Source organism: Frankia nepalensis, from assembly GCF_016786325.1.
GTDB lineage: Bacteria > Actinomycetota > Actinomycetes > Frankiales > Frankiaceae > Pseudofrankia > Pseudofrankia nepalensis.
Genome location: NZ_JADWYU010000187.1, coordinates 20,397 through 38,730, shown reverse-complemented (window position 1 = coordinate 38,730; position 18,334 = coordinate 20,397). Strand labels below are relative to the sequence as shown.

At 71.8% G+C, this 18,334-nt stretch carries 15 protein-coding genes; 10 read left to right on the top strand and 5 right to left on the bottom strand.

The genetic code is table 11. The features are described from left to right. Window positions 1-849: 849 nt before the first annotated feature. Window positions 850-1,704, bottom strand: a complete 855-nt coding sequence (locus tag I6A81_RS28345) for a hypothetical protein (protein WP_203000338.1) — start codon at window positions 1,702-1,704, stop codon at window positions 850-852. 517 nt (window positions 1,705-2,221) lie between these two features. Here I6A81_RS28345 and I6A81_RS45810 point away from each other — a divergent pair. The 4 genes from I6A81_RS45810 (at window position 2,222) to I6A81_RS28325 (ending at window position 7,071) form a co-directional block, all read left to right on the top strand. After that, entirely contained in the window at window positions 2,222-4,396 is a 2,175-nt protein-coding gene (locus I6A81_RS45810) for a sensor histidine kinase (RefSeq protein WP_203000340.1), read from the top strand. Window positions 4,397-4,496: 100 nt separating this feature from the next. Then, window positions 4,497-5,141 carry a response regulator transcription factor gene (locus tag I6A81_RS28335; protein ID WP_203000342.1) on the top strand — a complete coding sequence of 215 codons (645 nt, stop codon included), beginning with the start codon at window positions 4,497-4,499 and terminating at the stop codon, window positions 5,139-5,141. A 123-nt stretch (window positions 5,142-5,264) separates the two neighbouring features. Continuing rightward, the gene (locus tag I6A81_RS45125) at window positions 5,265-5,438 is read left to right on the top strand and encodes a helix-turn-helix domain-containing protein (protein ID WP_407661399.1); all 174 of its coding nucleotides are present in this window, start codon (window positions 5,265-5,267) and stop codon (window positions 5,436-5,438) included. A gap of 196 nt (window positions 5,439-5,634) precedes the next feature. Further along, window positions 5,635-7,071: an aldehyde dehydrogenase family protein gene (locus I6A81_RS28325; protein ID WP_203000344.1), complete on the top strand. Its 1,437-nt coding sequence runs from the start codon at window positions 5,635-5,637 to the stop codon at window positions 7,069-7,071. Window positions 7,072-7,153: 82 nt separating this feature from the next. On the opposite strand, the gene I6A81_RS28320 is transcribed toward I6A81_RS28325, so the two are convergent. After that, complete coding sequence (locus tag I6A81_RS28320; RefSeq protein WP_203000346.1) at window positions 7,154-7,789, bottom strand: GNAT family N-acetyltransferase; 636 nt, start codon at window positions 7,787-7,789, stop codon at window positions 7,154-7,156. Between the two features lie 150 nt (window positions 7,790-7,939). Here I6A81_RS28320 and I6A81_RS28315 point away from each other — a divergent pair, with 150 nt between their 5' ends. Beyond that, window positions 7,940-8,326 (top strand): VOC family protein, encoded by a 387-nt coding sequence (locus I6A81_RS28315; protein WP_203000348.1) that lies wholly within the window; start codon window positions 7,940-7,942, stop codon window positions 8,324-8,326. A 95-nt stretch (window positions 8,327-8,421) separates the two neighbouring features. Here I6A81_RS28315 and I6A81_RS28310 read toward each other — a convergent pair whose 3' ends face one another. Together I6A81_RS28310 and I6A81_RS28305 are read right to left on the bottom strand one after the other, a co-directional pair. After that, entirely contained in the window at window positions 8,422-9,255 is an 834-nt protein-coding gene (locus tag I6A81_RS28310) for an SAM-dependent methyltransferase (protein ID WP_203000350.1), read from the bottom strand. A gap of 181 nt (window positions 9,256-9,436) precedes the next feature. Next, a complete protein-coding gene (locus I6A81_RS28305) occupies window positions 9,437-10,150 on the bottom strand; it encodes a TetR/AcrR family transcriptional regulator (protein WP_307874978.1) in 714 nt (237 codons plus the stop codon). Window positions 10,151-10,290: 140 nt separating this feature from the next. Here I6A81_RS28305 and I6A81_RS28300 point away from each other — a divergent pair, with 140 nt between their 5' ends. The 5 genes from I6A81_RS28300 (at window position 10,291) to I6A81_RS28275 (ending at window position 16,303) form a co-directional block, all read left to right on the top strand. Beyond that, window positions 10,291-11,556 (top strand): aromatic ring-hydroxylating oxygenase subunit alpha, encoded by a 1,266-nt coding sequence (locus I6A81_RS28300; RefSeq protein ID WP_203000352.1) that lies wholly within the window; start codon window positions 10,291-10,293, stop codon window positions 11,554-11,556. A 147-nt stretch (window positions 11,557-11,703) separates the two neighbouring features. Next, the gene (locus I6A81_RS28295; protein ID WP_307874977.1) at window positions 11,704-12,474 is read left to right on the top strand and encodes an SDR family NAD(P)-dependent oxidoreductase; all 771 of its coding nucleotides are present in this window, start codon (window positions 11,704-11,706) and stop codon (window positions 12,472-12,474) included. A gap of 151 nt (window positions 12,475-12,625) precedes the next feature. After that, entirely contained in the window at window positions 12,626-14,110 is a 1,485-nt protein-coding gene (locus I6A81_RS28290; protein ID WP_203000380.1) for a class I adenylate-forming enzyme family protein, read from the top strand. A 224-nt stretch (window positions 14,111-14,334) separates the two neighbouring features. Further along, a complete protein-coding gene (locus tag I6A81_RS28280; RefSeq protein ID WP_307874975.1) occupies window positions 14,335-15,528 on the top strand; it encodes a hypothetical protein in 1,194 nt (397 codons plus the stop codon). 301 nt (window positions 15,529-15,829) lie between these two features. Further along, window positions 15,830-16,303 (top strand): potassium channel family protein, encoded by a 474-nt coding sequence (locus I6A81_RS28275; protein ID WP_203000358.1) that lies wholly within the window; start codon window positions 15,830-15,832, stop codon window positions 16,301-16,303. 36 nt (window positions 16,304-16,339) lie between these two features. Here I6A81_RS28275 and I6A81_RS28270 read toward each other — a convergent pair whose 3' ends face one another. Beyond that, a complete protein-coding gene (locus tag I6A81_RS28270; protein ID WP_203000360.1) occupies window positions 16,340-17,731 on the bottom strand; it encodes an HNH endonuclease signature motif containing protein in 1,392 nt (463 codons plus the stop codon). Window positions 17,732-18,334: the final 603 nt, after the last annotated feature.

Genomic DNA, 18,334 nt, shown 5'->3' with positions numbered 1-18,334 from the left:
GCCGCGAGACCCGCCCCCAACGGGGCGTACGCCCCCCCCACCCCCGCGCCCCCCCCCAGCCGCCCCGGCCCGCCCCGGCCGCCCGCGCCCCCCGGGGGGGCGGGGGGGGGCCGGGCCGGTTGCCCCTTTCCCCGCGGCTCGACCCGGGACCGCTGCCTCGGCACCCACGACGCGGATGGCGCCTGGCCGGTCGGAACGGCTGCTGGCCGGGAAGCCGCGCCCGGCCGCGCGGCGGTGCCGAGCGACGCGCCGGCCGAGGCGCCGGCCGGTGGGCCCTGAGACGACGGGACAAGGCCGTCACACTCGTCGAACATGTGTTCATGATAGGCCGGCGGGGCGAATTCGACAAACAGGTGGGAGGGTGACGGGCGCGGTTTCTCAAAGTCGGGGTGGGCGGCCACGATGCACCCCCAGAAAAATCGGGATAGGCATCGTCGATACACGTTGTGAACGCCCGGGAACCCGGGTTTCTTGACTCCAATACCCCTCTTGAGCTGTATAGAAGAGGTGGTTGGAGATCGGAAGCGGGTTTCCCCTCGGTCCGGGCTGAGCTCCCGAAAATTCTACGCAACCCCGGAAAGTGGCCGTCGTGGGCCTATGGTCGGGAAGGTGGGAGATCCAAGCTGCCACCGCGAAGCCGTCGAAAATGACTCCGTTTCCTCGCGGCCGCCGACCATACTCCGACTCGCAGACGGCGGTAAGCCGATGACGGTAAGCCGAAAGCGGCATGGTGCGGGAATGGACAGCGGGCTCGCCGGGGGACGTCATAGCGTTCCCAGGAGCCGTCCGTAGGACAGCATGGACAGTCATCTCTCCCGCGGAGCCCGGGCCCGTCGAATGCTTCCGGCGTCAGGACCCGGAGTCCAGGCCGGTCTGTAGCCAAACGCTGGCCCGTAGAGCCGAGAGGGCGCGGGATGCCACAGGCACACAGGCAATACTCGTCGACCACGATTCGCCCGCTGGGCGGGCCGCCGGCCGCCCCGGCAGCCGCACCTCAGGGGCCGCGCCGCGCGTGGCCGGGGCCGGCGCCACCGGGACCGGGTCAGAGTAGGTGGCGGCGCAGAGAACAAGCAGGCCCAGGCTCCACACCGCCACGCCGGCCGGGAGAACGGTGGGCGAGAAGCTCATCCCGAGCACCGCCACCGAGGCGACGGCCGCGACCAGCGGGGCGCGCCGCCGCCACCCCGTCCAGCGCCCGGCCCGCGCCGAGGCCACCGCGAGCAGGATGTAGCCGGCCACCGAGAGCACCGTCGCCGTCGCGAAGGTCAGGATCACGGTGGTGGCGCCGGCGTCGTCGACCCCATCGCCGCGGACCGGGATCGAGGCGAACTCGGCCGCGGTGAGCACCCCCAACCCGCCGAGCGCGAGGCCCGCGCCGACGCGCGCGGCGCGGCCGGCGCCGGTCGCGCCGCCGCGGACGAACCCCAGCACGCCGACGAGTACGAGCGCGTGCAGCAGCGCGTTGACGAGCGAGACCACGACGAGCGCCCCACTCGAGAACGGGTAGCTGAACATCTTGCTCGACACGTCCGTCCCGGGCAGGACGACCGCCTGCACCACGACCGCGTCGACCACGGTGGCCGCCGCGCCGGCGAGCCCCACGGCAGCCAGCCGCCGCACCGACGGGCCGGTCGGGCCGGTCGCGGGCCCGCCCGCCGCCGCCCGGCCGCTGTTCGTCATTCTCAGGTCATTCGTCGCCGCCATGTCGTTCTCCCTTCGGACGTGCTTCGGAAATGGTTGGGACGCGGTTCCCAGGTGATGACGCCCGCGTTTTCGGCGATGAAGTTACGGCGCTGGCGGTATTCCGGGCATCGGGGTGGGCACCGCATTTCGCGCGCGGACCGGCGCGCGGCCGCGGTAAGTACCAGTACGCACGCGGGGCGAGTACCAACGCTGTTGGCGCGGCCCGGACGCTCTGGGACGATGGCGCGACTGCGACTGCGACTCCGGCTGCGACTCCGGCTGCGACGGCGACGGCGGTAGCGACGGCGGTGGTGGCGGTGGCTCCCGGGCCGGGGCGGCCGTCGTCGATGGGCCGGCCGCGACGAGATCCGGGCTGGCGAGCGGCGGGTGCCCGAGCGCGCGGAACGGCCGCACGCCGAGCGGGCGGACCAGGCGACGTGGGCAGGGCGCGGCGACGTGGGCAGGGTGCGGCGACGTGGGCAGGGTGCGGCGACGTGGGCAGGGCGCGGCGACGCGGGCAGGCGGGTGAGGAGGCGCGGTGCGGACGTCGACGTTGCGCCGCGCGCTGCTTCCGGCCACCCTGTTCGGGCTGACCCTCGCCGCCGAGGTCGTGGCCTGCGTGTTGTCCTGGTCGCTCGAGTCGCGTTATGACACGGTGCTCTACGCGCTGTCCGGGGCGACGTTCGCCGCGGCGGGGGCATTGATCGTCATCCGCTACCCGCGCCACCTGGTCGGCTGGCTCTTCTGCGCCCATGCGCTGCAGAACGCGCTCATGGGCGACGTCGCCCAGGGCTACGGGCTACGGGCGGCGGCGCTCGGCTGGCCGGGCGGCCCGGCGGCCGAGTGGGTGAGCACGACAAGCTGGGCGTTCAACAGCCCCATCCTGAACTCGATCTTCCTGCTCTTCCCCGACGGCCGCCTGCCCGGGCGTCGCTGGCGGTGGGTGCTGTGGGCCGGTGGCCTCGGAGTCGCGCTCGCGGTGCCGGGCTGGGGGCTTGGCCACCTGTCCGACGGCGAGTTCGCCGCCGGTCGCAACCCACTGGCCACGGACGCGGTCCCGACGGACCTCCTGTTCGCCGCCGGCTCCGCACTGATCATCGGCGCGCTGGTTGCCTCCGTCGCCGCGCTCGGGGTGCGCCTGCGCGCCGCGCGCGGCGTGCCGCGGCAGCAACTCAAGTGGTTCACCTATGCCGCCGCGGTCGCCGGGGTCTTCCTGCCGACGGCGCTGGTGCTCTGGAATGTGTGGCCGGGGGTTCGCATCCTGCCGGCGGTGGCGCTGACGGCGCTCCCGATCGCCGCCTGCGTCGCCATCCTGCGCTTCCGGCTCTACGACATCGACGTCGTCATCAACCGCACCCTCGTCTACGGCACGATCACCGTCCTGCTGGCGGCGGCGTTCGCCGCGACGGTCCTCACCCTCGGCACGGTGCTCGGCCGCGGCTCGCCGGTGGCGACGGCGGTCGCCACACTGGTTGTCGCGGTCGCGTTCCGGCCGCTGCGCGCCCGGGTGCAGGCCGGCGTCGACCGGCGGTTCAACCGCGCCCGCTACGACGCGCTGCGCCGGATGGCCGACTTCCTCGACGCGCTGCGCGCCGGCCGCGCCGCCGCCGAGCAGGTCCGCGACGTCCTGCGTGACCTGCTCGACGACCCGGGCTTGGACCTGCTGTTCTTCCAGACGGAGCGCGCGATCTATGTGGACGCCGACGGCGAGCCGGTCGCGGACGTGGACGAGGCCGCGGCCGGCCGGACGCGGTTGCCGATCAGCCGCCGCGACGAGCCGGTCGCGCTGGTGCTGCACCGCCCGCGGCCCGACCCGCTGCCCCGGGACGTCGTGGCGGCCGGCGGGCTGGCGATCGAGATGGCCCGGCTGCGGGTCGAGCTGCGCCGCCAGCTCGCCGAGGTGCGCGCCTCCCGGGCGCGGATCGTCGCCGCCGCCGACGAGGAACGCCGCCGGATCGAGCGGGACCTGCACGACGGCGCGCAGCAGCGGCTCGTCTCCATCGGGCTGGCGCTGCGGCACGCCCAGCACCAGCTTGGCGCTGGCGCCGCCGGCTCGGCGCGGGCGAGCCGCACCCTCGACGACGCGGTCACGCAGCTGGGCGCCGCGATCGACGGCCTGCGCGAGCTCGCCCGCGGCCTGCCGCCGGCGCAGCTGGGCGGCGGTCTCGCCCCGGCGTTCGCCGAGCTCGCCCGCCAGTCGCCGGTCCCCGTCGAGGTGCGTGTCGACCTGCCGCCCGTCGTCACGGCCCCGGCGACGCCCACCTCGACCGCCACGCGCACGGCGCCCATGCCGGCCGCGGCCCGCGCGACCGCGACCAACGGCGGCGGGAGCTCGGCCGGCGTGGGCGCGGCCGGCGACGAGGTCGTGTCGGTCAACGAGGTCGTGTCGGTCAACGGGGACGCGTCGGGGCACGCATCCGGCGGGCGGCTGGACCGGCGGATCGAGGTCGCCGCCTACTTCGTCGGCAGTGAGGGCATCACGAACGCCGTGAAGCACGCGGGCGCGCGCCGGATCGAGCTGACCGCCGAGATCCGCGACGGCCGGCTCGTCGTCGCCGTGGCCGACGACGGCGTCGGCGGCGCCACCCCGACCCGCGGCACCGGGCTGCGCGGGCTGGCCGAGCGGGTCGCCGCCCTCGGTGGGACGCTGCGGATCGCCAGCGGCCCGGGCACCGGTACCGTCCTCACCGCGGAGCTGCCATGCGGCCTGTGACTGGCGACGGCCGGCCGGGCCGAGACCCCACGACCAGCGGGTCCATCGACCACTGCCCCGCCGTCCGGGGGCGGGCCGACGCCGAGAGGGTGACGCGACCGTGCGGGTGGTGATCGCCGAGGACCAGGTGCTGCTGCGCGAGGGCCTCAGCCGGCTGTTCGAGGACGCCGGGCACGAGATCGTCGCCTCGGTCGGCGACGCGGAGGGGCTGCTTGCCGCCGTCGACAGGTACCAGCCTGACCTTGCCATCGTCGACGTGCGGATGCCGCCGACGTTCACCGATGAGGGAGCCCGCGCCGCCGACGACATCAAGCGGGACCATCCGGCGGTCGGCGTGCTGGTGCTCTCCCAGCACGTCGAGACGACGCACGCCGTGCGGCTCGCCCCGCTCGGCGGCTTTGGCTACCTGCTCAAGGACCGCGTCCTCGACGTCGGCGAGTTCCTCGCCACGGCCGAGCGGGTCGCCCGCGGCGGCTCGGCGCTCGATCCGAAGGTGGTCGCGAGCCTGCTCGCCTCCCAGCGGCCCGACGACCCTCTCGCCACCTTGTCCGGCCGGGAACGCGAGGTGCTGCGGCTCATGGCCGAGGGCCTGACGAACGCCGGCATCGCGCGTCGCCTCGTGCTGTCCGAACGCACCGTGGAGGCGCACATCCGCCATGTGCTGGTCAAGCTCGACGTGCCCGAGCATGCCGACGCCCACCGCCGCGTTCTCGCTGTCCTCGCCCACCTGTCCCTGTCAACGTAGCCGGCAGCCGTCGCCGGCCCGCGGCCCCGGCTGGGATCGGAGACGTCCGAGGTCAACAAGCCGAGGTCAACAAGCCGAGGTCAACAAGCCGAGGTCAACAAGCCGTCCCCGCGGGAACGCGACGTGCTGGCACTGGCCGCCGAAGGCCACTCCAACACGGCCATCGCCGCGCGCCTCGTCATCACCGAGCGCACCGTCGAGACCCACGTCAGATCGGTCTTCCAAAAACTCGGCATTCACGAGTCACCGCTCAGCCATAGACGCGTGCTCGTGGTCCTCGCCTACCTGCGGTCGTGAGCCTACCTGCGGTCGCGATAGAACCCGAGGCGGGAATCGGACGCCTCATCCTCGAAGGCTTGAGGGCCCGACGGCGAACACTGAGGCAATGCCGGGATACGCCGAGTTCCGCGGGTGGTGCGCCGAAGGTACGCAGTGACGGAAACTGGCCGGGCGGCGACCCGGAGGCCGCCCGCGACCTCGGAGAGGACGAAGCATGCGCGAGTACCTGAAGTTCTACATCGGCGGTCAGTGGGTGGACCCGGTCGAGTTACGAACCCTCGACGTCGTGAACCCGGCGACCGAGGAAGTCGCCGGCCGGATCGCGCTCGGATCCGCCGCCGACGTGGACGCCGCCGTCAGGGCGGCCCGGGCGGCGTTCGCCAGCTGGTCGGCGACCACCGTGCGCGAACGGGTCGAGGTTCTCGAGAGCATCCTCGACGCCTACCAGAAGCGATCCGGCGACTTCGCCGCGGCGCTGACCGAGGAGATGGGCGCGCCGGCGTACCTCGCGGGTGGATTCCAGGTCGGCCTCGGCGTCGGCCATCTCTCGACCGCGATCGAGCTGCTCAAGAACTTCGTCTTCGAGGAACAGCGCGGCGCCACGCTGATCGTCAAGGAGCCGATCGGTGTCTGCGGCCTGATCACGCCGTGGAACTGGCCGATGAACCAGATCGCCGTGAAGGTGTTCCCCGCGCTCGCGACCGGCTGCACCATGGTCCTCAAGCCGTCGGAGAACTCGCCGTTCACCGGGCAGGTCTTCGCCGAGGTCCTCGAGGCCGCCGGCGTCCCCGCCGGCGTGTTCAACCTGGTGCACGGGGACGGCCCCGGGGTGGGCGCGCCGCTGTCGAGCCACCCGGACGTCGACCTGGTGTCCTTCACCGGCTCCGTCCGCGCCGGCGTCGAGGTCGCGCGCAACGCGGCGCCGACGGTGAAGCGGGTGACGCAGGAGCTGGGCGGCAAGGGCCCGAACATCATTCTCGACGACGAGGCGCTCGCCGGGAACGTCGCCAAGGGCGTGCTGAGCATGATGGGCAACTCCGGCCAGACCTGCAGCGCGCCGTCGCGGATGCTCGTCCCGGCGGCGCGCATGGCGGAGGCCCTCGAGGCAGCGGCGGCGGCCGCGGCGACCGTGACCGTGGGCGACCCGAACGGCGAGGTCGTGATCGGCCCGGTGGCCAACGAGACCCAGTTCAACAAGATCCAGGTGCTGATCCGCAAGGGCGTCGACGAGGGCGCCACCCTCGTCGCCGGCGGTCCTGGGCGCCCCGACGGACTGACCAGAGGCTTCTTCGTCCGGCCGACGGTCTTCGCGAACGTCACCAACGACATGACCATCGCCCGCGAGGAGATCTTCGGGCCGGTGCTCGCGATCCTCGGCTACGACGACCTCGACCAGGCGGTCGAGATCGCGAACGACACGGAGTACGGCCTTGCCGGCTATGTCGCGGGCGCGGACCTGGCGGCGGCCCGCGCGGTCGCCCGGCGGATCCGGGCCGGCTGGGTCGGCATCAACGACGGGTTCGACCTCCACTGCCCGTTCGGGGGCTACAAGAAGAGCGGCAACGGCCGCGAGTGGGGCGAGTTCGGCTTCCACGAGTACCTGGAAGTCAAGGGCATCCTCGGCTACGCCCCCGACGGGGCCGCGTCGTAGGGCGACCCCGCGCGGGCTCGCGCGCCGTCGTCTCCGCGCGCGTGGGCCCGCGAACCGGTCATCGAACCGGTCATCGGACTGGTCATCGTGCCGGGCCGTCGGCCGCCCGCCGGGCTGTCCGCCACTCGTCCTCGAGCACGGCGAAGACCAGCTCGTCGGCCCAGCCGCCCTTGAACCACTCGTTCTCCACCAGGTGCGCCTCCTGACGCATCCAGAGCCGCCGCGCGACCCGGGCGGACGCGGTGTTGCGCGCGTCGACGCGGGCGACCACGCGATGCAGACCGAGCACGTCGAAGGCGAAGGTGAGCAGGGCCGCCGCCGCCTCGGTGGCATACCCCCTGCCCTGATGGTCGGGGTGCAGGAGATATCCGATCTCGCCGGCGCGGTGCTGCCGGCTGTGCCAGAACAGCACGACGTCGCCGACCAGCTCGCCGGTCGCGGCCACCTCGACGCCGAGCTTGAGCGCCTGGCCCTCGTCCGTGGGCACGGCGCCGACGAGGTCCGTGCGCAGGCGGGTGAGCAGTTCCGCGCGCGTACCGGGCTCGAACGGCACATAGCGGACGGTCTCCGGCTGGCCGCGATAGGCGAGCAGCGCGTCGATGTCCGACAGTGCGAGCGGGCGCAGTACCAGCCGCGCCGTGCGCAGCGGCAACCTTGGATCCGTCGGATCCGACGGATCCGTCTCCGGCCGGGTGTCCGCCGGCGCGTCACTGGTCATTACCTCATGATGACCTCTCTTCGCCACCGTGGACGGGAAGGCGGCGCGGACAGAAGGCAGCGCGGACCGAGAAGGCAGCGTTGACAGAGAAGGCAGCGCGGACCGAGAAGGCAGCGTGGACCGAGAAGGCAGCGCGGAAGGGGCACGACCGTGAGCGTCGAGCTGAACCACACCATCGTCTGGGCGTCCGACCGGGACGCCACCGCCCGGTTCCTCACCGAGATCCTCGGCCTGGCCGAGGCGTCGACCTATGGGCCATTCCGGGTGGTGCAGGTCGCCAACCACCTCAGCCTGGACGTCGCCCAGGCCACCGGGCCCGTCAGCCCGCAGCACTACGCCTTCCTGGTCGGGGAGCAGGAGTTCGACGAGATCTTCGACCGCATCCGTGCCCGGGGCCTGACCCACTGGGCCGACCCGTTCCACACCCAGCCCGGGCAGATCAACCACCACGACGGCGGCCGCGGCGTCTACTGGGAGGCCCCTGACCGGCACAGCCTCGAGATCATCACCGTTCCGTACGGCGGCGTCGCCGAATAGCCCCCTCCGCCGGACCCCTGACGGGGCGGCGACCCCTGGGTTGGACTCGGCGGGCGGGACCCGGTGGCCGGATCTGAGGCCGTCGCCCGACGGCGTCAGGGCTTGCGGGCCACGCCCGCGAACAGCCAGTCGGTCCGCGGGCTGTCGTCGTCCGACGGGTGCCACTGCCAGGGGCGGACGACGCCGGGATCGACGAGGTCGAGCTTGGAGAAGAGGTGCTCGATCGCGGCGCGCGGACGGAAGATCATGGGGGACGTCGCCGCCTTCATCGCCGCCGTCGTCCCGGCGACGGCCTCGGCGGGCGGCCCGTCCGAGGTCATGTGGGACAGCAGGAGGTAGGAGCCCGCCGGGACCGCGTCCATGATCGTGGCGACGATGCCCGCCGGGTCCTCGTGGTCCTGGACGAAGTGGAGCACGGCGGCCGCGAGGACGCCGACGGGCCGCGAGAAGTCGAGCAGTGCACGGGTGTCCGGGTGGTTCACGACGGACCCGGGGTCGCGGATGTCCGCGGTGATGATGGTCGTCGAGCTGTCGTTCGCCAGCAGCGCGCGGCCGTGCGCGAGCACGATCGGGTCGTGGTCGACGTAGACGACGCGTGCTCGCGGATTGGCCGCCTGGGCGACCTCGTGTACGTTCCCGGCGGTCGGCAGGCCGGTGCCGAGGTCGAGGAACTGCTCGATTCCGGCCTTCGCGAGCCAGTGGGTGCCCCGCTGCAGGAAGCGCCGGTTCTCCCGGGGGACGTCGACTGCCGCCGTCTTACCGATGGCCGCGGTCACCGCCGCGATCGCCTGCCGGTCGACCTCGAAGTTGTCCTTGCCGCCGAGCAGGTAGTCGTACATGCGGGCCGGCGTCGGCCGATCGGTTCGAAAGTCGGCGAGCTCCGGCGCGGGCTTCGGGTCAGTCGCCGACGTGAAGTTCCAGCCTGTCATCGCTTCGCCTCGTCATGAGCCGGCCGCCGGCCGATTCCGGCAGTCGCGGAGGGTATGCATCTGTAGTCACCCTAGTGGCACGATGCCCGCATATGAAGGCTGCCTCTGGACTCAGCGGCATGTTTAGTAACCAAGCCGTAAACGAGCGCGAACGAGCGGAAGCCCGGGCGTCCGCGGGAGGTCAGGCCACCGAGTCTCGGCGAACCAGTAGGCCGTTCAGGAAAAGGTCCACGGCGTGCTGGATGTGCGCCTCTTCGGCCTCGGGCGCGCGGTGGAGGCCGTAGGCGGCGAGCCAGGCCGGCATCGCGCCGACCATGGCAAAGAACTGCTCGGCCGCGATCTCGACATCTTTGACCGCGATGCTGCCCTCCCGCTCGTGTCGGCGCAGGAGGTCGATGATCATCTGGATGCGCGGTGTCCAGGTGACGGCCCGGGAGCTGGCGGCGAACTCGGGAAACCGGTCGGCCTCGGCGATCGCCATCCGGCTCAGCCGGACGAGGTCGGGGTCGAGGGAGCGGGCGACAATCGCCCGCGCGATCAGGGTGAGGCTCGCGGCGAGGTCGTCGGGCAGCGGCTCCAGCACCGGTTCGGCCCGTTCGAGCCGGGTCAGCGCCCAGGAGCTCACGGCGATGAACAGCGCCCGCTTGTCCGGGTAGCGGGCGTAGAGGGTGCCCTTGGTGACGCCGGCGGCCTGCGCGACCGCCTCCATCGAGGTGCCGTCGTACCCGCGTTCCAGGAACGCCTCGACCGCGGCCCGCCGGATCCTGTCGGTGAGCCGGGCCGCCTCCGTCTGCGTCGGCCGTCCGGAACGGGGACGGTCGTTCTCCGCCCTGGGCTCCGCCGACACCCCTGGTTCCGTCGACACCTTGGACTCCGCCAACGCCTTGGGCTCCACCAGCACAGTATGCGGACGCGGCGGCCATGCCTGGCCCGTTGACGCGAACCGTACGGGACCGTATGGTTTGCGAACCGTACGGCATCGTGCGATAAATTCTCACGGTAATCAGACGGTCACGGGTGGTTGGAGGCAGATCGATGGCGCACTTCCCCAAGCCCGCCGCGGGCAGCTGGACCCAGCAGTATCCGGAGCTCGGCACCGACCTCGTCTCGTTCGAGGACTCGATCTCGCCCGAGCACTACGAGCTGGAGCGAAAGGCGATCTTCGAGCGGACCTGGCTGAACGTCGGCCGGGTGGAGCAGCTCCCGAAGACCGGCAGCTACTTCACCAAGGAGATCCACGCCGCCCGCAGGTCGGTGATCATCGTCCGGGACGCCCAGGGTGAGGTGCGCGCGTTCCACAACATCTGCCGCCACCGCGGCAACAAGCTGATGTGGCAGGAGAACCCGGGCGAGGAGACCAGCGGTACCGTCCGGCAGTTCGCCTGCAAGTACCACGGCTGGCGCTACGGCCTCGACGGCGCCTGCACCTTCGTCCAGCAGGAGCAGGAGTTCTTCGACCTCGACAAGGCCAACTTCGGGCTCCTGCCGGTGCGCTGTGAGGTGTGGGAAGGGTTCGTGTTCGTCAACTTCGACGACGCCGACCCCACGCCGCTGCGCGACTACCTGGGCAAGTTCGCCGCCGGCCTGGAGGGCTACCCGTTCGGCGAGCTGACCCAGGTTCACAAGTACCGGGCCGACGTCGGGAGCAACTGGAAGCTCTACGTCGACGCGTTCGCCGAGTTCTACCACGCCCCCGTCCTGCACTCGAAGCAGTACGTGGGGGACGAGTCCCGCAAGCTGATGGGCTACGGCTACGAGGGCCTGCACTACGAGCTCGCCGGGCCGCACTCGATGCAGTCGGCGTGGGGCGGGATGGCGCCGCCGAAGGACCTGAACATGGTCAAGCCCATCGAGCGGGCCCTGCGCAGCGGCAACTTCGGGCCCTGGGACCGCCCCGACGTCCCGGGCCTGGACCAGTTGCCGCCGGGGGTCAACCCGTCCCGCCACCGCGCGTGGGGGCTGGACTCCTACGTCTTCTTCCCGAACTTCATGATGGTGGTCTGGGCGCCGGGCTGGTACCTCACGTACCACTACTGGCCGACCGCCTACAACCGGCACACCTTCGAGGGCACCCTGTACTTCGCGCCGCCCAGGAACGCCACCGAGCGCGTCCGGCAGGAGCTGGCGGCGGTCACCTTCCGGGAGTTCGCGCTACAGGACTCGAACACCCTCGAGGCGACCCAGACGATGCTCGAGTCGCGCGTGCTCGACCGGTTCCCGATCAATGACCAGGAGATCCTCATCCGTCACCTTCACAAGACCGCTGGGGACTACGTCGCGGCCTACACCGGCAAGCGTTGAGCACCGGCAAGCGTTGAGCACCGGAAGCGTTGAGCACCGGGAAGCCGTGAGCGCCGGGCGTCGAGGGTCGTTCGATCGACTCTAACTAGACCAAGTCGTATGGTTTTCCGGTATCGACCGGACGCCGATCTCCAGGAGGAGCAGAGGGTGACGACAACCGGATCGCTGGGCGGCAAGGTGGCCGCCGTGACGGGCGGCGCCTCGGGTATCGGCCGGGCCTGCGCGCTGCGCCTGGCCCGGGACGGGGCCGCCGTGGCCGTGCTGGACCTCAACGAGGGTGACGCCAAGGCGGTTGCCGAGGAAATCGTCGCGGAGGGCGGCACGGCGCTGGCGGTTGCCGTCGACGTCGCGGACCCGGCGAGTGTCACGCGGGCGTTCGAGGAGACCCGCGAGCGCCTCGGCCCGGTCGCGATCCTGGTCAACTCGGCCGGGAAGACGGGCAGCAAGCGGTTCATGGACATCACGCTCGAGTCCTGGACCTCGATCCTGACGGTGAACCTGACCGGCACGTTCCTGTGCTGCCAGGCCGTCGTGCCGGGCATGACCGAGGCCGGCTGGGGCCGGATCGTGAACATCTCGTCGTCCAGCGCGCAGGGCGGCCAGGCGTTCATGACCCACTACTCGTCCTCCAAGGGCGGCGTCATCACCTTCACCAAGTCGCTCGCGCTGGAGCTCGGCCCGAGCGGCATCACGGTCAACACGATCCCGCCGGGGTTCGTCGACACCCCGATGCTGCGCCGGGACGAGGCGGCGGGCCGATGGGGGAGGAACACGGCGGACGACATCATCGCGATGACCCCGGTGCGCCGGATGGGCCAGCCCGACGACATCGCGGCGGCCTGCTCGTTCCTGTGCTCCGACGAGGCCGGCTACGTCACCGGCCAGATCGTCGGCGTCAACGGCGGACGCAACACCTGACCAACGCCAACGCTGGTATCAAGGGGTCGTGAGCGGATCAGGCCGCGCGGAACCTCAGCGCCCAGATCATGAACTCGGCCCCGCGGACCCCGGGCGGGACACCGCGGGAGCGCCGGACGCCCCCGCGGTCATCCCCGGCTCGATCGCCACGGTGCTCGACGCCGCGCTCGCGGCCCGGCCACGCGCCACGGCCATCGAGGCGGCCTCTGGCGCCTGGACCTACGCCGAGCTCGACGAGGCCGCCCGGCGGGCCGCCGGCGCGCTGTGGTCGCTCGGGGTACGCCCCGGCGACCGCGTCGCCGCCTGCCTGCCGAACGACCTCGACATCGTCGCGGCGTTCCACGGCGCGCAGCGGATCGGCGCCGTCTGGGCGGGCATCGGCGAGGCGCTCGCCGAGGCCGAGCAGCGGGAGCTCTGCGACCTGTGCGAGCCGACGGCGCTGCTCGCCGGGCCGCGCTGCCGGCTGGACACCGCCGCGCGCGTCGACGCGGACCGGTGGGCGGCGCTGCTCGCCGACGGTCACCAGGCCCCGCGTGTCGCGGTGGATCTCGACGCGCCGGCCGGCATCGCCTTCACCAGCGGGACGTCGGGCGCGCCCAAGGCGGTGGTGCACAGCCAGCGCAACCTGCTCCTGCCCGGCGCCGTCCTCGTCGCCACCCGCGGCTGGGGGCCCGACCTGCGCAAGGGCGACAGCTTCCCGCTGACGATCCTCAACCTGATGGTCCTGTCCACGCTGCTCACCGCGCAGGCCGGCGGGTGCGCCGTCATCATGGACCGGCGTGACGTCGAGGGCGTGACCGACTGGATCTCCGCCCACCGCGTCACGGTGTGGAACGGCGCCCCGGCGCAGCTGTACGACCTCGCCCGCCGCCCTGGCGTCGACCTCTCGTCGCTGCGGGAGGTCTGGAGCGGAGGCAGCGACACGCCGGACGCGCTGCGCCGCGAGTTCACCGCCGCGCACGGGATCGTCCCCCGGGCCACCTACGGCCTGACCGAGGCGCCGACCGTCGTGGCCATCGACCCGGCCGACGGCCAGTGGCGCCCCGGCGCCAGCGGGCGCGTCCTGCCGCAGTACGACGTGGCGGCCTACACCGACGACGGCCGCCGGCTGCCCGCCGGCGAGCTCGGGGAGCTGTGCCTGGCCGGGACCGCGACCGGCCCATGGGCGAGGGCGTGGCGGCCGTTGCTCGGGTACTGGGAACACGGCGCGGTCCGACCGGCGCCCCCGGGCCCGGTCCCCACCGGCGACGTCGGCACCGTCGACGCCGACGGCTGGCTGGCGGTGCTGGACCGCAAGAAGCTGGTCATCGTCCGCGGCGGGGCGAACGTCTACCCGCTGGAGGTGGAGCGGGTGCTCGGGACCTTCCCGGGCGTCGGGCGGGTCGCCGTGTGCGGGGTGCCCGACGCCCGGCTCGGGCAACGGGTCGCCGCCCTGGTGGAAGGCCCCGGCCCCACCCTCGATCTCGACGCGCTCGCCGAGCACTGCCGCCGCTCGCTCGCGTCCTACAAGGTCCCGGAGGTCTGGGCCCAGGTCGACGCCCTGCCGGTGAACGCCATGGGCAAGGTGACGCGCGCCGGCTTGGTGGAGCTCGTCGACAGGCACCACCGGCCCGGCGACCACCGTGACGGCGTGTGAGCATGGCCGCGGCGGTCAGGACGGCGGGAGGGACGAACGTGAAGGTTCTGGTCCGAATCCTGCGCAGCTACGCGACCCAGCCGCTGTCGGCGCGGCGCGCGATGCGGGTCATCGTCGCCGCGACGACGGGGTGCCTGTGTCACAACTTGGCTCGCTGACCTATACCTGCCAGCGGGCTGGGGCTCGGCCGTTGGCCGGACTCCGAAGTCGATATTGTGCAGATTGTGCCGCTTCCCGAGTCGCTGACCGCCCAGATGCGCGATGACGAGTTCTGGTCCGTGGTCCTGAACGAGCCGGACAGCGAGCTCCTGGACGTGGCATTCGCCCCGGACCTGGGCTTCGCCGTCGACGTCGGTGATGATTACCGAATCGGGACGGCCATCGGACCCTGGAGCCAGGATCTGGAGATCTACGCGCCAGGGGCGGCCGAAGGTCACACGATCGGGTACATCGACGGGTCGCGTCCCATGCCGGACACGCTGCGGTGGGAGGAATTGGAGCTGGTCTGCCGGGCGTCCGCGCTGCGTGACCCGGAGATTCGGCATCCCGGGCTGGTGGCCGCGCTGCTGGTGCCCTACCTGCTCCGCGACGGCAGGGAGTCCTTGGACGCCGTCAGCCCGGTTCTCGATGCCGCCTTCCGCCTGGCGCGGCCTCGGCCGGGGCACGGCCTGCGGCGTGAGACGCGGTCTCGGCTCGAATGGCCCCGGCGACCCGGGATCACCTGGGTCACCCGGCCCGACGGGCACCTAGCCGTCAAGGACGAGCGCGACCCGGATTGGCCTCCTCTGTACTCCTACCGGAAGGCCGAGGCGAAGCACTTCCCATTCGACGTGCTGTCGGGGCTTTTCGACGCGGCCAGGGCCACGGTGGCGGCGGTAGCGGCGGCGGCCCCGCGGACGGAACCGGCGGTCCGGTCAGCGCTCGACGCCGCGATCCGGGACCAGGACGCCTCCGCGCTGGCGGACGCCCTTCGAGACGCCGGGTACGACGACGACGCCTGGCACGGCAACGCGGTGGTCCTGCGCGCGCTGGAGGCCCCGACAGAACCGGTGGAGACCGCCTGGGTACTCGAGGTACTCAGCGGCGCCCCGCAGGGGTCGGTCATCGCGCGCTGGTTCGGCGAGAGCCCGATGCACCACCTGCGGATGTGGGAGCTCGAACTCCGCCTCGTCGGCGCCCGAGAGTCGCGGATACGGATCAGGACCGGCCTGAATAAGTTCATGTACTCCGGTGTGCTTTTCGTCGGCCCGATGCACGCCGGCGGGGAGGACGAAGTCCGCATGCCCGTCGTCGTCGGACGTGACGACCTCCCCGCGGCACTGGCGGCCATCCGTGAGGTCCTCGCTCAGCACGGCCAGGGTGTGACCGCCTCCCTATGGAACGGCGAAGAAGAGATCAGCCTGTCCAGCGAACGGTGAGCACGGGCCACCCGAAGCGGCGGCGGCCTGAGGCCACGGCGGTTGGACGTGTCTGCCAGGGACGGACGAGGTTTCCCGCCGGGGGCGACTCTGGGCACGTCGTCGGGTCGACGCCCAGGGCCAACAGCGGTCACTGGGTCTCAGTCCTGGCTGACCACCGGCTGTGAGGTGAACCGTCCTACGGAACCTTCACCCCGGCCTGACGCCGCCGCTACTGCGGGGGCGTTCGTGCCGGGCACGCCCGCGGGCGGCGCGCCATGTGAGCATGGCTCGGACGTCCGGACGGCGGAAGGGGGCGAGCATGAGGGTTCTAATCCGGGTCCTGCGGAACTACGCGACCGAGCCGCTGTCGGCACGGCGGGCGATGCGAGTGATCATCGCTGCGACGACGCTGGCCGTGATCGTCGGCGGTGTCGTCATCCGGATCGTCGACGCGGAGAGCTTCCCGAACATCGGGGTCGGCATGTGGTGGGCGCTGCAGACCGTCACCACGGTTGGCTACGGGGACGTCGTACCGAGAACGACAGCCGGCCGGGTCATCGGCTCGCTGATCATGGTCCAGTCGATCGCCTTCGTCGCCATCGTGACCGCCTGGGTCACGTCGAGCTTCGTCCGGCGCGCTCAGCTCGAACGTGGATCGGTACACGGCGCCGCCCGTCTCCCAGCCGCTGAGGACCCGGGCGTCGAAGCGCTGCTCCGGACGATCGACGCCCGGCTGCTCCGGATCGAACGTGCCCTCGACCTGGGCACCGACCGGCCTCCGCCGACCGCCTAGCCCGGCCGCGCTGCCCGTCGGCGGCCAGCGCCAACATCACCCAGCCGGGCGGGCGCCTCCTGAGGGTGGTGGTTCCCAGGTTCCGGTGAACAGGTCGTGGAGGGTGCGGTGCAGCGGATTTCGGCGGGGCCGGCGTTGGTAGTCGATGTAGGCCGGTGGTATGAGCATTGGTCGGCGGTCTGGGCCCATAATGGCTTCCCACTCGCCTTGGTGTAGGAGCCGATGGTGAAACTTGCAGACTAGGGCGGTGTTGTCGAGATCGGTCGTTCCGCCGTCTATCCAGTGTTCGAGATGATGGACCTCGCACCATTCCGCGGGGCGGTCGCACTGTGGGAAGACGCAGCCGCCGTCGCGGGCGACGACGGCCTTGCGCAGCCCGGGCGGGACGATTCTCTTGGTGCGCCCTAGTTCGAGCGGAATTCCCTCCTTGGAGAGGAGGACGGTGGTGAGCCGGGTGTCGCAGGCGATTCTTTCCAGCACGGTCCTCGACAGCGGCAGGCCGTAGCCGGTGTGGGCCGGCAGGGCGCCTTTCTGCGCGGTGAGGGTGTCGAGCGTGGCGGTGACCGTCAGATGAGGGCGGGTGCCGTGGGTGGTGGGCAGGGTGCCAGTGCCCAGGACTCGGTCGGCGAGTTCGACGAGGGCGTCGGCGCGGCGCTGGGCGGCGGTGCGGTGGTCGGCGTCGCCGAGGCGGTCGACCGGCCCGTCGCGGCCGTCGCTTCTGGTGAGTGGCCCGTCGGGGCTGCCGTTGTCGGTGCGCGGGGTGGCCGGGCGGGTCAGCGGCTCGAGTGCCGCGCGCAAGGTAGCGGCGCCCTCGGCATCGAGGGTGCCACGCAGCCGGGTGGTGCCGTCGCCCTGGTCGGTGAGCCACAGCTCGCGGCGGCGGGCCTGGTCGCCGTCGTCGAGCGGGTCCCCGCCCGGTGGGTGCAGTTCGTCGTTGATCCGGGCGCGGATCTCACGGCCGAGCCGGGCGAGGTCACGCGGGACGAGGATGACGGCCTGCTCCAGGAGGAACGCCTCGGTCCAGCAGCGCTGGTCGGCGGGGGTGTCGTCGGGCAGCGACAGCAGTGCCTGGACGATGATGGCGGCCTGGTCATAGGAGATCCGCGCGGCGAACAACGCGTCCCGTGTCCGGATGTAGGCGCGGTCGAGGCTGCCGGCGATCTCGATGTCACGGCGCGCGTCGTGGGACCGGGCCGACAACAGCTCGCCGATCAACTGCTCGGGCCGGGAGAACCGAAAGTGCAGGGCCGGGGTGACATCCCGGGTGGACACGTCGAGCACCGCCCGCGACCAGAACGCCTTGACCTGCCGGCTCAGCCGCTCCGCCCGCCCCAGTGCCTCCAGCGTCTCCGCCTCCGACAGGCCCCACAGCGCGGCGTCCAGCAGTCCTTCGACCAGTTCCAGCGCCCCGTCCAGCGCGGCCAGCACATGGTGCCGCCCCTCGGGCCCGCCGACGGCCCCTCGCGGAGTCTGAGGGCAGAACCGCGGTGGGAACGAGAACTCCCACTCCGCCGGCCCAGCCGTGCCAGCCGCCCTCTCACGGTCCGTCTCCCTGTCGTCCGTCCCTTCGCCGTCCGTCCCTTCGCGCTCCGACCCGCGGCCAACCGAATCAGCGCCAACCGAATTCACGCCCGACTCCGAGCGCGCGGATTCCGTGCCCATCGCCGAGAAATCGGCCGCCGGCGCCGGATGAATCCGCGACGGATTCTCGGGCCGAGTATTCGGCGCGGACGAATCGGACATGGAAATATGAAAGCACGAATTCGAACATCTGTCCAGCGCCTTCGATGGCGCGACGCGGCGCCGCAATATCGACTCTTAAAAACGTATCCCGTCGAAATTTTGCAACAGGAGGATGGATCTGGAAAATGTGGCCATTGAAATCGCGAATTGGAAACCTGGCGGACTATAGGGACGCGGTCGGTGGGATTGGTGGGAGGGGGTGCCCTCCGAGGTCTACTCGTCGGGAAGGGCTCCCATCACCGTCATCACTGAAAGCCAGATCCGTTGGCAGCCAGAACCCCGGGGCAA

What these genes read in the sequence shown, in the direction of transcription:
- I6A81_RS28310 (WP_203000350.1), bottom strand. Translation starts at nt 9,255, where the DNA reads ATGACAGGCTGGAACTTCACGTCGGCGACTGACCCGAAGCCCGCGCCG.
- I6A81_RS28320 (WP_203000346.1), bottom strand. Translation starts at nt 7,789, where the DNA reads ATGACCAGTGACGCGCCGGCGGACACCCGGCCGGAGACGGATCCGTCG.
- I6A81_RS28300 (WP_203000352.1), top strand. Translation starts at nt 10,291, where the DNA reads ATGGCGCACTTCCCCAAGCCCGCCGCGGGCAGCTGGACCCAGCAGTAT.
- I6A81_RS28275 (WP_203000358.1), top strand. Translation starts at nt 15,830, where the DNA reads ATGAGGGTTCTAATCCGGGTCCTGCGGAACTACGCGACCGAGCCGCTG.
- I6A81_RS28325 (WP_203000344.1), top strand. Translation starts at nt 5,635, where the DNA reads ATGCGCGAGTACCTGAAGTTCTACATCGGCGGTCAGTGGGTGGACCCG.
- I6A81_RS28345 (WP_203000338.1), bottom strand. Translation starts at nt 1,704, where the DNA reads ATGGCGGCGACGAATGACCTGAGAATGACGAACAGCGGCCGGGCGGCG.